The 13,508-nt window shown below is 44.1% G+C and carries 15 protein-coding genes, 1 pseudogene and 1 other annotated feature; of the genes and pseudogenes, 10 read left to right on the forward strand and 6 right to left on the reverse strand.

The annotated features are described in order from the left end of the window. The coding region (locus QZ169_RS10390; protein ID WP_367113051.1) for an N-acetylmuramoyl-L-alanine amidase family protein at positions 1-671 on the forward strand (671 nt) is incomplete at its 5' end. A 127-nt stretch (positions 672-798) separates the two neighbouring features. Here the strand turns inward: QZ169_RS10390 and QZ169_RS10395 are convergent. Then, the gene (locus QZ169_RS10395; protein ID WP_295506865.1) at positions 799-2,040 is read right to left on the reverse strand and encodes a transporter; all 1,242 of its coding nucleotides are present in this window, start codon (positions 2,038-2,040) and stop codon (positions 799-801) included. A 352-nt stretch (positions 2,041-2,392) separates the two neighbouring features. Further along, positions 2,393-3,267 (reverse strand): annotated as a pseudogene (locus QZ169_RS10400) (XRE family transcriptional regulator). Between the two features lie 100 nt (positions 3,268-3,367). On the opposite strand from QZ169_RS10400, the gene QZ169_RS10405 reads away from it, so the two are divergent. After that, positions 3,368-3,898, forward strand: coding sequence for a DUF177 domain-containing protein (locus QZ169_RS10405; protein ID WP_295506867.1), 531 nt, complete (start codon positions 3,368-3,370; stop codon positions 3,896-3,898). Positions 3,899-4,202: 304 nt separating this feature from the next. Here the strand turns inward: QZ169_RS10405 and QZ169_RS10410 are convergent, their stop codons facing one another. The 4 genes from QZ169_RS10410 to QZ169_RS10425 are packed head-to-tail and all read right to left on the reverse strand — an operon-like array spanning position 4,203 to position 6,941. Beyond that, positions 4,203-4,496: a DUF5960 family protein gene (locus QZ169_RS10410; protein WP_295506869.1), complete on the reverse strand. Its 294-nt coding sequence runs from the start codon at positions 4,494-4,496 to the stop codon at positions 4,203-4,205. Continuing rightward, entirely contained in the window at positions 4,474-4,848 is a 375-nt protein-coding gene (locus tag QZ169_RS10415; protein WP_227964394.1) for a hypothetical protein, read from the reverse strand. The genes QZ169_RS10410 and QZ169_RS10415 overlap by 23 nt, the downstream gene beginning before the upstream one ends. After that, positions 4,845-6,260 carry a Y-family DNA polymerase gene (locus QZ169_RS10420; protein WP_295506872.1) on the reverse strand — a complete coding sequence of 472 codons (1,416 nt, stop codon included), beginning with the start codon at positions 6,258-6,260 and terminating at the stop codon, positions 4,845-4,847. The genes QZ169_RS10415 and QZ169_RS10420 overlap by 4 nt, the downstream gene beginning before the upstream one ends. A 3-nt stretch (positions 6,261-6,263) precedes the next feature. After that, positions 6,264-6,941, reverse strand: coding sequence for an XRE family transcriptional regulator (locus QZ169_RS10425; RefSeq protein WP_295506873.1), 678 nt, complete (start codon positions 6,939-6,941; stop codon positions 6,264-6,266). A gap of 142 nt (positions 6,942-7,083) precedes the next feature. On the opposite strand from QZ169_RS10425, the gene QZ169_RS10430 reads away from it, so the two are divergent. The 8 genes from QZ169_RS10430 to trpB all read left to right on the forward strand — a co-directional run. Then, positions 7,084-7,572, forward strand: coding sequence for a YcxB family protein (locus QZ169_RS10430; protein WP_295506875.1), 489 nt, complete (start codon positions 7,084-7,086; stop codon positions 7,570-7,572). Between the two features lie 70 nt (positions 7,573-7,642). Next, the gene (gene rsmD, locus QZ169_RS10435; protein WP_295506877.1) at positions 7,643-8,191 is read left to right on the forward strand and encodes a 16S rRNA (guanine(966)-N(2))-methyltransferase RsmD; all 549 of its coding nucleotides are present in this window, start codon (positions 7,643-7,645) and stop codon (positions 8,189-8,191) included. Beyond that, a complete protein-coding gene (gene coaD, locus QZ169_RS10440) occupies positions 8,181-8,675 on the forward strand; it encodes a pantetheine-phosphate adenylyltransferase (RefSeq protein WP_295506879.1) in 495 nt (164 codons plus the stop codon). The genes rsmD and coaD overlap by 11 nt, the downstream gene beginning before the upstream one ends. Further along, entirely contained in the window at positions 8,662-9,705 is a 1,044-nt protein-coding gene (locus QZ169_RS10445; protein ID WP_125348381.1) for a SepM family pheromone-processing serine protease, read from the forward strand. Before coaD ends, QZ169_RS10445 begins: the two co-directional genes overlap by 14 nt. A gap of 334 nt (positions 9,706-10,039) precedes the next feature. Then, the gene (locus QZ169_RS10450) at positions 10,040-10,621 is read left to right on the forward strand and encodes a YutD-like domain-containing protein (protein ID WP_295506883.1); all 582 of its coding nucleotides are present in this window, start codon (positions 10,040-10,042) and stop codon (positions 10,619-10,621) included. Next, positions 10,618-11,706, forward strand: coding sequence for a 23S rRNA (adenine(2503)-C(2))-methyltransferase RlmN (gene rlmN / locus QZ169_RS10455; protein WP_295506884.1), 1,089 nt, complete (start codon positions 10,618-10,620; stop codon positions 11,704-11,706). Before QZ169_RS10450 ends, rlmN begins: the two co-directional genes overlap by 4 nt. Then, positions 11,693-12,268: a VanZ family protein gene (locus QZ169_RS10460; protein ID WP_295506886.1), complete on the forward strand. Its 576-nt coding sequence runs from the start codon at positions 11,693-11,695 to the stop codon at positions 12,266-12,268. Before rlmN ends, QZ169_RS10460 begins: the two co-directional genes overlap by 14 nt. Positions 12,269-12,302: 34 nt before the next feature. After that, positions 12,303-12,538: a binding site (T-box leader), on the forward strand. Between the two features lie 61 nt (positions 12,539-12,599). Continuing rightward, a partial coding sequence (trpB, locus tag QZ169_RS10465) for a tryptophan synthase subunit beta (protein WP_295506888.1) occupies positions 12,600-13,508 on the forward strand: 909 nt, incomplete at its 3' end.

Raw genomic sequence — 13,508 nt, forward strand, 5'->3', positions numbered from 1 at the left:
TGGCAGTCGGCAAGTTTGCAGAAGGTGCCAAGAATGAATGGTATTACTTCGATCAAGCTGGTAAAGCAGCGACAGGTCTTCAGAAGATTGGTCAACAAACCCTTTACTTCGACCAAGATGGCAAGCAAGTCAAAGGTAAAGTAGTGACTCTGGCTGATAAAACTATCCGTTACTTCGATGCTAATTCAGGAGAAATGGCAGTCGGCAAGTTTGCAGAAGGTGCCAAGAATGAATGGTATTACTTCGATCAGGCTGGTAAAGCAGTAACAGGTCTTCAGAAAATTGGCCAGCAAACCCTTTACTTTGACCAAGATGGCAAGCAAGTCAAAGGTAAAATAGTGACACTTGCAGACAAGAGTATCCGTTACTTTGATGCCAACTCTGGTGAAATGGCAGCTAATAAGTTTGTTGAAGGTGCTAAGAACGAATGGTACTACTTCGATCAGGCTGGTAAAGCAGTGACAGGTTTGCAGCAGATTGGCCAACAAACCCTCTATTTCGACCAAGACGGCAAGCAAGTCAAAGGCAAGGTTGTCTATGTCAATGGTGCTAACCGTTACTTTGATCCGAATTCAGGAGAAATGGCGCGCAATAAATGGATTCAGCTGGAAGATGGAAGTTGGATGTACTTCGACCGCAATGGTAGAGGCAGACGCTTCGGCTGGAACTAATAGCAATAGAAATAGCTGAAACTTAATCTTTAGCTTTCTAATAGACAAAAACGATAACTTCTTATTTTGAAGTTATCGTTTTTAGCTGTCTTCTAGGAGAACAAATATAGAAACAAGATTGAATATATCACATTTCTTTAACATCTTTCTTTTTTTCGATAGATAGGAGCAGAGCAATTACACCGATAAAACTGAAGATGAGCCAGCTAGCGTTCATATTCCAGAGGGCTAGGCTGCTGAAGACCATAGTACCAAAGGGAACAGAGAAAGAAAAGAGCAGACTCAGAAAGCTGGAAGTCTGAGCGAGAACATCAGAAGGCAATTTGCTCAGCAAGAGGGTGTTGATTTTGGGATTGATCTTGCCGGAGATATAAGCTAGTAAAAATCCAAAAGCAATGCCGACGAAAACAGGCAGATGTAAGAAATTGCTGACAGCAAGCAGAATCATGGTAAGAGCAGCCCAGAGGGTTAGTTGATTTAGAGAGAGACGGCTAAAGTAATCGTTGGGCGTCAGGCTGGCTGCAATCATGGCTAGGACAAGAGTGGTCTGAAGAACCAAAAGAGACTGACTAAAGGACAGCTGGAAGATGGGATTGTCCAGCAAGTAGAGATTATAAAGAGCTATAAGAGAACCTGCCATAGCGTTGACGATCAGTATTTGAGCCAGTAGTTTAAGAAAATTGTTAGAACCTTCCTGCTCAAAAATGAGCTTGGACGATGTGTACATTTTCTTCAATTCTTCCTTCAGAGGAGCTTTTTTCTCAGAAATTGCCACTGGGTCATGGGTCAATCGACGACGGACTAGGTAGAGGATGGTGGAGGATAGGAGAAAAGTCAAGGCGTTAACCAAAGCAACTAGGAAAAAGTCTTGCTGGCTGACGGTTAAGAGCCAAACTCCCAAAGCTTGTCCGGCCAGGCTGCAGAGAAAGCTGATGAGCTGGGTAAAAGAGAAGGCTTCCATAAGGTCTTTCTCTGGAACATTCTTTTTCAAAATCGGCATTTGCAGGCCGCTGCGATAGTCGCTGATGATATCTGAAAGAATATTCATCAAGCAGACGGCTGAAAAGGCTAGATAAGAGCTGGATCGAGTCATGAAGGCAACAAGGACAAAGAGTAGTGCTTGAAGATAACCAAAATGAATCAACCAGCGAGCCTTATGGACGGTCTTGTCAGCTTTGATACCAGCAAAGATAGTAAAGAAAGTCGGAACCAGGACGATAAAATTAGCCACAGCAATAGCGAACTTGGGATTGGGCATGCTGGAAGCAAATACCACAAAAACAATATTGAAAATAGAAGCTCCCAAGGTGTTGAAGATCCGGGAAAGGCTGAGTGAGGCATAGACCCCATTTTTAAAGAATAATTTCATCGTAGACTCCTTTTCTAAACTGCAAGATTGTATAAAAGCTGATTGGGCACATCTGTAATTTAGCTTTTGTTTTTTTCTCTTTCTGATGATCATTATAGACCGTTTAAAGCCAAAAAACAAGGGCTTTTCGGCAACTGGTCAGGTCTCATAAGTAAGTGGTAAAATTCTGAAAGTGACTTGCACTAGCTCTTTTTGCTTTTAGTATAAAATAGAAAATCTAATCTGTAGGAAAGGTTGCATATATTCAACGATTTTGGATAGAAACTTTAAAATCAGAAAGGTGGGGCTTGAGTAGGATTAAAAAAACCACTTCCCAACTCAACATCGCTGAGTTTAAAAGTGGAGATTTGCATTATTTGCTATATTTTTGAAAAGCAGTATCAAGTGTGTCTTGATAGTAGTCAGCGCTATGTTGGCAGTTCAAGATTCGGAAAATGTCGACCGCTTGCTTCATTTGAGTAAGCCCCTCTTCTTTTTGCCCTTTCAAACAAGCTAACTCTCCCTGAGCAAAGAGATAGACAATTCGGAAGTATGTCTCATTTTCTTCGTAAAAGTGTCGCTCAATGACTTGTTGGAAATAGTCTGCCTGGGTGATATTTTCCTGACTGATGGCCAGCAAATATCCGTTAAGAAAAGTAGTGTGCAGGGTGTTGCGATTGTTGGCAAACAAGGCGGCAAAATCCTTTCTTGAGAAGATTTCTTGCGTGTACTGGAAAAACAAATCTAGAGATAAAACCGGAATGCAGACAGAGAAGAGATTGAGCTCGTAGCGCCCCCCCCCCAAATATCAACTGAAAAGAGGTAATCATGGAGGAAATCCAGCTCGCTTGGACTGGCCTTTTCAGACTCCTTGAGGGCGCAGAGATAGGCCTTTACAATCAGGCGATCAACCCAATCGCTAGCGCGCTTGCTTTTTTGAGTGACTTTTTCTTTTTCCAGATAAAGTTCGTCTAATAATTCAAGCTGATTGGCTTGCAACAGGTCTTGAATGTGGTTTAAGAGTTCCTTGTGAGAATGATGATTCTGGATGCCGGCTGCAAGGGTAAATTCTTCCGTTTCCGTGTGGATAGCGCTAAGCGCGCTAAAAAGTTTCTGTGCTGTCAGTTCGCTCTGCCCATTTTCAAAGCGAGAGAGCATGGACTTTGAAAATTCTCCTCCAGTCGCCTCGGATAAAGAAATGTGCCTTGCCTCTCGAAAAAATCTAAAAACCTGTCCTAGATGTTCCATTGTCTTCCCTCCTTGAACTTTATTATAACAAAATAATTTTCAATAACATTGAAGCGCTCAAACATGATATAATATAAAGAAAAAAAGCAAAGAGGAACTTATGTTGCATATTCAAGAAATTCGAAAGAATCCAGAAGGTTTAGCCTTTGAGAAAAAGCTGGACTTGGCAGAGGAGTTAAAAGAGCGCAATCCTGAGATTTTAGATGTTCAGGATATTTTAGCCAAAGGAAAAGTTCAATATGAAGACGGCCTCTATTTTCTGGATTATGACTTGTCTTATACTATCACTCTGACATCCAGTCGCAGTATGGAGCCGGTGGAACTCAAGGAGTCTTATCTAGTCAACGAAATTTTCATGGAAGAAGGACAAGCCGCATCGCAGGATATGATTGATCAGGACTTGGTGCTGCCGATTGAAAATGGCGAGATTAATATAGCTGAGAGTGTGGCTGACAATATCCTGATGAATATACCGCTGAAAATTCTAACAGCTGAGGAAGAAGCTGGCCAAGGTTTTCTGTCTGGTCAGGACTGGCAGGTTATAACAGAAGAGGAATTTGCCGCTGCACAGGAAGCTCAAAAAGAGAAGAACAATCCTTTCGCCGGTTTGCAAGGACTTTTTGATGAATAATTCTTGTAAAAATTTTGAAATCGATAAAAAATAAAAGAAAAGATAAATTGCTTTGACTTGCGCCCCAAAAGTTAGATATAAAATCTAACTTTTGGGGTGTTTTTGGTATGAAATTAGTTTATACAAATGAACTGAAAAGATAACCTAAAAAGAATGGCACTTCTTGGGTTCAGATTGACTTCAAATACAATATAGCTGGCCCAAATTTTCAATATTATTCCCTGGTTTAAAGCAAGAAAGAATTGAGAAGATTCTAGTAGATGGCCAACTCCATACAACAAGCTCCCAGACTCAGTTTGGGAGCTTATTGCTTTATATCTTCTGTTTGGCCTTGATAGTGGTAAATGCAGAGTCGGTTTGCTTGGTCTGGGCGACTGACGGTAAAGTGGAAGTAATGGTCCTTCTTGTCCAAACTTTTGGTCTTTGATAGCTTGAAATAAGTGAGCCGGCGGCTGGCCATGTGGAGTAGGATGTCATCTTCCATGACCATCAGAGGCTGAGGAAGATTGGAAAATTGATAAAAATCCTCTTGAAATTGATAGTAATTCTGGGAAAAATAGTCGAATTGAAGTTCCTCATGTACATTCTGAGTGGTCATCTGCGCCTCCTGAAGCTTGTATGGAAAGAATCTGCTGGATAGCAAGGCCTTTGTAATGGTCACCTTCCTGCAGGAGGACCTGCTTGCAGTCCAGATGAAAGACGGTAGCAGTAATGTCGGTCAGCTTTCCCTGATTAAGAAAGGTGATTCGTATGGGAATTTGCTGGATATAGGCTTGGTTGAGTAAATAGAATTTCTCCTGTCTGTCAAGCTGGGTCAGGCGACTGATATCTAGTTCTTTTTTGGCTAGAGCAGTGCTATGCTCAGAGAGGAAAAAGCCAGCCCATTTCGCCATGCCCCGATCCTGAAAGTCACGTGCCGACTGATAGGGGAGATAAGAGCGGTCAGTCATGATAAGCCCTCCAAACCTCCAGCAGAATGGCCACCAGTTAACTTGCTTCGAGCAATAGCACGGGAGGAGTCCAGCAAGGCGGCTCCCTTAAGCAAAGAGGTAAAGCCAAAGCGATCTCTGATGCGATCGATCGTCAGCTGGAGTTCCTCTTCTTTTTGAACTTGCAGGGGATCATCGAAGAGGGAAATCAGCCTATATCCCTGATCGACAAAGTCACTGTAAAAAACACCAATCTGTCGGATAGCCCCGCCCTGATATTTAGAACGAAAAAGCTGAACCACGATTTGAGCCAGTCGATCGCTATTGTTGATAGGCTCAATTTTTCTCTGTGTATGAATGGAAGGCAGGCGCTCCTGTTTGGAATAACGAGCATAGATGGAGACACGCTGGCATTTCTTACCAGAGCGTCTGAGACGAATGGCGACCTGTTCAGCCATTTCTCGGAAAACGAGCTCAATCTCTGCCTGCTGTCTATAATCTCGGGGGAGAATTTGCGAATTGCCCAGACCGTGTGACTTGACCTGATAAGGCTTGTGAACATTGCTTTCATCGATGCCGTGAGCATGAAACCAAAGCTGCAGGCCCATAACCCCCATTTCTTTTTTGATAATATCGGGGTTAAAGTGAGCCAAATCATGAATGGAATGGATTCCCAGCTTTTTCAGACGGGTGGCTGTTCGGTGGCCGATGCCCCAAAAATCAGTCATGGTCAGAATGGTCCAAACCTTGCTGGGGACATCCTCATAGGACCAGTTGACCCGCATCTTTTTTGTGTGTTTTGCTTCAATATCTAAGGCCAACTTGGCGAGAAGAGGATTGGCGTTGCTCAGGCCGATAGAGGCATAAATCCCGGTCTTCTTCCAGATAGCCTGTTGAATGCGGGCAGCCAGCAGGTCTAGTTTGGTCCTGCGGTCCAGCGTCTGATCGGGAATGAAGTAGTTGATAGAGCTTGTCAAATCTAGGAAGCCCTCATCAATTGAGTAGGGGAAAATATCATCGGGAGCCGCAAAATCCTGGAAAATCTTTTGGATTTCCATGTTTTTCTGGATGTAGTAGTTCATCCGAGGGGGGACCAGTAGGGTCTTTTGGGCAGCGTCTTCGATAAAACGCACATAATCTGCTGTAATAGGCAGTCCCTGCTTGCGGGCAGCAGCATAGTTGAACTTGCGGGTGTGGACATCAAAAGGAAGATTATAGCTTCGGCTGACATTTTGGCTGCCGAAATTCTTTTTAAAGAGAGGGGTGGCAGCTAGTATCAGTCCGGCAGAATTTTCAATTCGGCTCATGACACAGAGCGAGGTTTTTAAAGGATCAAGGCCGAGGGCAATGCATTCACAAGAGGCGTAAAAACTTTTCATATCCACAAAAGCGATGTCTGAACGAGGCTCGCGTGAATAATCAAATAGGACCATGGCTTATACCTCAATCGGCAGAAAATGTCCGACGACGATACCAACAATGCTAGGTTGGTCTTCATAAGGGGCAAAGAGGTCATCGTAGTCAGGATTGATAGATTCTAAGCGTAGGCCTTCAGCTTCGCGGTAGACTTTTTTGATATAGGTCTTGCCATTCCACATAAGAGCATAGACTGCCCCATCGTAGTCAAATCCTGTCTGTTTCATAAGGGCAACAGAACCATTGGGATACTTGGGCTCCATCGAATCCCCAGAGACCCAGGATGCAAAATCGTGCTGGATATCTTGATTAAAGTAGACAGTTTCGTAGTCTGTTTCGTTGTCATAGTAACTGTGCCCGCGACCTGCAGCCAGCTCAACGGATAGAACCTTATAGGCTGTAAGAGTGCTAACCTTGCGCTGTCTCTCTAGGAGCCGACTAGCGAGCTTGTCTACTTCTTTTTTATGTGGTGGAGTTAGTAAAGGGTAGGTGTAGAGCGCGTTGGTCTCATCCACAAAGTAGTTCTCTTGGACCTTGAGACAGGTGGCCAACCTCCTGAGATTTTTTGCATGGGGCTCTGCTAGGCCATTTTCCCAAGCTGAGTAAGTCTTTCGAGAGATGCCTAGCTCTTGGTAAATGGAAGACTGTGTCAGATTGAGCTCCAGCCGGCGTTTTTTTAATTTTTCATGAGAAAACATATTGCACCTCCTATGTAACGTTTTAAAAGTTACATATAGTATACCAGATGAAATTGAGAAAAGCAAGTTCTTTATTGAGTATTTTCATTCCGAGCAAGAGTGTGGTAAACTGTAGGAAAGAATCTAGCTTGGAGGTAGAGAGATGTTTCCAATGACAGCAAAAACGACCATGACAGAAGAAGCTTACCGCCGTTTCGCTTGGGCTAACTTTTGGTATCGAAAGATAGGGCTCTTTCCTCTAATCATTGGTGAAGTGGCTTTGTTAGCAGTGGGGGTGGTCTGTCTATTTTTTAGGGAGCCTTTGCCAGCTATTGGTATATTTATTTTCATGCCGATCATGCCTTTTTTACTCTATCGTTCTTTTAACCAACAATTCCTCAAGCTCTATAGGGATAATCCTCTCTGGCATGATTTGGAGCAGGAGTTTAACTTCTATGAGAGGGATTTTCAAGTCCTTAATCGCAATCATACCTCTCGATATGATTATCAGGATATTGTGGCGATTATAGACAAGCCAGAAACTTTTTATATTATGGTTGGTCGGTCAATGGGACTGATCTTGGATAAGGCAGACTGTCAGCCTGAGTTAATTGATTTTTTACTAAAACTAAAAGAAAACAGAAGTCTCTAATTTTGGGGGACTTCTGTTTTTTATCTGTCAAGTTTTCAAAAAATTGGCCTCCTGTGCGATGTGTGTTATAATGTTTTTTATGAGAGTTGTTGCAGGTAAATACGGGGGCAGACCCCTCAAGACTTTGGACGGCAAAACGACTAGGCCTACGACTGATAAGGTCAAGGGGGCTATTTTTAATATGATTGGTCCCTATTTTGACGGAGGTCGGGTGCTGGATCTTTATGCTGGGAGCGGGAGTTTGGCCATTGAGGCTATTTCGCGAGGCATGGAGACAGCTGTCTTAGTCGAAAAGGATCGCAGAGCTCAGGCTATTATTTCAGAAAATATTCAGATGACCAAGGAGCCGGAACGTTTTGATTTGCTCAAGATGGAGTCTGGCCGATCCTTGGAAATATTGACGGGAGCTTTTGACTTGGTTCTCTTAGATCCACCTTATGCTAAGGAGCAGATTGTGGCAGACCTTGAGAAACTGGAGGAAGGCCAGCTCTTGAGTCAAGATGTCCTAGTAGTCTGTGAGACGGACAAGGAAGTAGAGCTGCCTGAGGAAATTGCAGGGCTGGGCATTTGGAAGCAGAAGATATATGGAATTTCAAAGGTGACGGTGTATGTCAGATAAGATTGGATTATTCACAGGGTCTTTTGACCCGATGACCAAGGGCCATGTGGACCTGATTGAGCGGGCCAGCAGGCTTTTTGACAAGCTCTATGTAGGGATTTTCTATAACCGGGAAAAGTCAGGTTTTTTTACAATTGAGGCCAGAGAGCGCATGGTCAGAGAAGCTCTGCAGCATTTGGATAATGTCGAGGTAATCACTTCTCAGAATGAGCTAGCAGTGACAGTGGCCAGAAGACTGGGAGCCCAGGCCTTTGTACGCGGTCTCCGCAATAGTCAAGACCTAGACTATGAAGCCAATATGAACTTTTTCAATCATGAACTAGCAGGAGAGCTGGAGACGATTTTCTTACTCAGCAAGCCAGTCTATCAGCATATCAGTTCATCACGTATTCGTGAGCTGATTGCTTTTCAGCAGGATATCGCGGCCTATGTGCCCCAAAGTGTAATCAAAGAATTAGAAAGAATCAACAATGAAAAGAATTAAGAAGTTTATATTGCCGACGGTCATTGGCGTCACTATTGCCTTTTTTATAGCAGCTCTTTACGTTCGTCTGCCTTATTATATAGAAGTTCCTGGTGGTGCCGAGGATGTTCGTCAGGTCTTGATAGTTGATAATAAGGCTGATAAGGAAGCGGGCTCCTACAATTTTGTGACGGTCGGAGTAGAGCAGGCAACCTTTGCACATCTGGTCTATGCTTGGCTGACCCCTTTTACCGATATTTATTCCGCCAAGGATATGACGGGTGGCTCCACGGACGATGAGTTTAATCGGATCAACCAGTTTTACATGGAAACATCGCAAAATATGGCCAAATATCAGGGGTTGACGACAGCTGGTAAAGAGATCAAAATGGACTATTTGGGGGTTTATGTCTTGCAGGTAGCAGATAACTCAACCTTCAAGGGAGTTCTCAATATTGCTGATACGGTAACAGGTGTCAATGACAAGACCTTTGAAAGCTCTGAGGAGCTGGTCAAGTATGTCAACTCGCAGAAGCTTGGAGATAAGGTCAAGGTGACTTTCCAAGAAGATGGTCAGGAGAAATCGGCAACCGGAAAGATTATCAAGCTGGAGAACGGTAAGAACGGGATTGGCATTAGTCTGATAGACCGGACGGAAGTCAGCAGTAATATTCCGATTACATTTTCAACTGAGGGTATCGGCGGTCCCAGTGCTGGTCTTATGTTCAGCTTAGCCATTTATACCCAGTTGGCTGATCCGACCCTTCGTGACGGCCGCGATATTGCAGGGACCGGCAGCATCAGCCGGGAAGGTGAAGTTGGCGAAATCGGTGGAATAGATAAGAAAGTTGTTTCAGCGGCCCAAAGCGGAGCAGATATCTTCTTTGCACCCAACAATGAACTTACAGAGGAAGAGAAGAAGCTTTCTCCTAATGGGAAAAACAACTACCAAACGGCTCTGGAGACAGCCAAGAAGATTAAAACGGATATGAAAATTGTTCCAGTTAAAACACTGCAGGACGCCATTGACTATCTGAAAAAGAACAAGTAAAGAGTCTGGGCAAAAAGTCCAGACTTTTGAGTCTAAATTAGAAAAAACAGATGACGCAGTGGTTGATTGGCATCTCCCTTCGATTTTTAAGCTCCAAAGATGACCTAATCAACTGTGCGGGGGTGGGTGGGAAGACGAACTTTTTAAACTTGTTTGAAGTTCTTTCCCACTCCCTTTTCTTATGAAACAGACAAAATCAGCTGGCTTTCTTTGCTTTAAATCGTCTGACTTTTTTCAGAAAGATATTTTTGATGAAAAGTCCGCGAAATACTGGCTGATTTATGATAAAATAAAGTGTTGTAGATAAACTATTCAAGAACGTTAAAGGAAGAGTATGCGTAAAGATATTTCACCGGAATTGTATAATTATAATAAATTCCCAGGACCGGAGTTTAAACAGATTGACAGCAAGATTGTTGCAGAAAAATTCGAGTTTGAATTGATTGAGAACTATAAGGAAGGCTTTGACTTGACTGCCTTTCATCAGCGTTTTTCAGAAATTCTCACCAAGTTTGACTATATTGTCGGTGACTGGGGCAATGAGCAGCTGCGCCTGCGTGGTTTTTACAAGGACGAGCGGGCTAATGAGAGCGATGAGAAGATTAGCCGCTTAGAAGACTATTTGCTAGAGTACTGCAGCTACGGCTGTGCTTATTTTGTCTTGGAAAATCCAAATCCCCAGCGCGCTTCCTTTGATAAGAAATCGCATGGCAAGAAAGAGACAGAAGGTCGGTCAAAACGTTCTCGCAACAGCCGTTCTGGGAGCAACCGTGATCGTAGAAGCGAGCGAGACCGAGACAGCCGCTCTAAAAGGGACAATAAGCGCTCTCGCAACAATTCCCAGCAAGATAGGCAGAAAAAGCAAAAAGACAGCAATCGCCATTTTGTGATTCGCCAGAATAAAGGAGAAAAATGAAACCATCTATTTATAGCTTAACGCGTCAGGAAATGATTGAATGGGCGGAAGCTCAGGGAGAAAAGAAATTTCGTGCCGCTCAGATTTGGGAGTGGCTCTACCGCAAGCGGGTCCAGTCTTTTGAAGAGATGACCAATCTATCCAAGGACTTGATTGCCAAGCTAAATGATCAGTTTGTCGTCAATCCGCTTAAACAGCGCATTGTTCAGGAGTCGACTGACGGTACGGTCAAGTACCTCTTTGAGCTGCCGGACGGCATGCTGATTGAGACGGTACTCATGCGCCAGCACTATGGACTTTCGGTCTGTGTGACCACCCAAGTTGGCTGCAATATCGGCTGTACCTTCTGTGCTTCTGGCTTAATTAAAAAGCAACGCGACCTCAATAACGGAGAAATTGTGGCTCAGATTATGCTGGTTCAAAAGTATTTTGACGAGCGTGGTCAGGATGAGCGGGTCAGTCACATCGTGGTTATGGGAATCGGCGAGCCCTTTGACAACTATGCCAATGTGCTCAAGTTTGTCCGGACGGTCAATGATGATAAAGGTTTGGCTATCGGTGCCCGCCATATCACGGTTTCGACTTCAGGGCTGGCTCATAAGATTCGTGACTTTGCCAATGAAGGTGTGCAGGTCAATCTAGCTGTATCCCTCCATGCCCCGAATAATGATTTGCGGACCAGTATCATGCGGATTAACCGGTCCTTCCCTATAGAAAAGCTTTTTGCAGCTATCGAATACTATATCGAGACGACCAACCGCCGGGTGACCTTTGAATATATCATGCTCAATGAAGTCAATGACGGTGTAGAGCAGGCCAAGGAATTGGCAGAGCTGCTCAAGAACATTAAGAAGCTATCTTATGTCAATCTCATTCCTTACAACCCCGTTAGCGAGCACGACCAATACAGCCGCAGTCCTAAAGAGCGCGTGCTGGCTTTTTATGATACCCTCAAGAAAAACGGAGTCAACTGTGTGGTTCGTCAGGAACATGGTACAGATATTGATGCAGCCTGCGGCCAGCTGCGTTCTAATACTATGAAGCGTGATCGCGAGAAAGCATTGGTAGAAAATGTTCAGCCTTAAGAATTATCTGACTTCAGACGGTGAGTTGACAGCCAAGGGACGGAGATTGCTGATAGGGGGAAGCTGGCTCTATTTCTTGATGCTTTGCATTTTGTGCTTTATTCCTCAAGTTCCAGAGCCGGGAATGGAGACGCCGGGAATCCAGTATTTTGGACGAATAGTGGTTTTGTTAATCCCTTTTAATTCCTTTGTCAATATTGGCGAGATTACTTCTTGGCTCCAGATGGTCAAGGTCTTTATCCAAAATCTAGCCAATATCTTTCTGCTATCACCTTTAGTCTTTCAATTGCTTTGCCTCTTTCCGGAATTGCGGAAGACCAAGAAGGTTGTATGGCTGAGCTTTGGGATGAGTCTGTCTATCGAAGTGACTCAGATTCTGCTGGACCTTCTTATCAACGCCAATCGAGTCTTTGAGATTGATGATCTCTGGACCAATACTTTGGGTGGTTATCTGGCTTGGCGGGCATTTCAGCTTGGTCAGAAAATCTGGAAAAAATCGTCAAGGCGACGCTCTCAAAAGAGATTAGCGAGCGAAAGGTTCGGATTTAGAAGAAAAAAATAAATTTTTTCTTGACAAGAAAAAGGGAAAGGCCTATAATAAAATAAATCATCAGAAAAGTAATAATTTTTTCTGCTTTCAGGGAGCCTGTGGTTGGTGGAAACAGGCAGTGGAAGATTATGAAGTGGGCTGATGCAAAAGATGAATTTGAAGCAATAAAAATTCGGTGAGCACACCTTACAGTGCAGCTTGTTGTTAGACAAGACAGAGATATGGAGGCAGTCTATACTTTGCTCCATAATTGAGGTGGCACCGCGATTTTACGCCCTCACACAGTTTTTTTCTGTGTGTGGGCTTTTGTTTTGCTTGAAAATAAAGAAATGAGGCAATCAAGATGACAGAAACTAAAGGATATTTTGGACAATTCGGCGGCTCCTTTGTACCGGAGCCTATCCAGGCCTTGCTGGATGAATTGGAAGCGACTTTTGAGAAGTATAAGGATGATCCAGAATTTTTAAATGAATACCGACATTATTTGGTGGATTATTCAGGCCGGGAAACCCCGCTCTACTTTGCAGAAAGTCTGACTCAGCATCTGGGTGGAGCTAAGATTTATCTGAAGCGGGAAGATCTCAATCATCTGGGCTCGCATAAGCTCAATAATGTTTTGGGGCAGATTCTTCTAGCTAAACGCATGGGCAAGACCCGAGTCATTGCTGAAACGGGAGCTGGTCAGCATGGTGTAGCAACTGCGGCGGCAGCAGCTAAGTTTGGTATGAAGTGCGATGTCTACATGGGTGCAGAGGATGTAGAGCGCCAGCGCCTCAATGTCTTCCGCATGGAAATGATGGGTGCGACTGTTCACGCTGTGGAAACAGGCACCAAAACCCTCAAGGATGCTGTGGACGCAGCCTTTAGAGCTTGGATGAGTGATTTGGAAGCCTTCTATGTTTTGGGTTCTGCTGTCGGTCCTCACCCTTATCCGACGATTGTCCATGAGTTCCAAAAGGTGATCAGTGAAGAATCTCGCCGTCAGATTTTGGACAAGGAAGGCCGCTTGCCGGACTATGTTATTGCCTGCGTAGGTGGCGGCTCCAATGCTATCGGCGCCTTCTCTCAGTATGTGGCAGATGAAGAAGTTAAGTTAGTGGGAGTTGAAGCGGCTGGACGAGGCCTTGATACAGACCAGCACGCAGCTACCATGACCAAGGGAAGTGTTGGAGTAGTGGACGGTATGAAGACTTACGTTGTCTTTGCTGAAGATGGTCAGGTGGCACCGGTTTACTCCATTTCAGCAGGCTTG

Source organism: uncultured Streptococcus sp., from assembly GCF_905372115.1.
Classification (GTDB): domain Bacteria; phylum Bacillota; class Bacilli; order Lactobacillales; family Streptococcaceae; genus Streptococcus.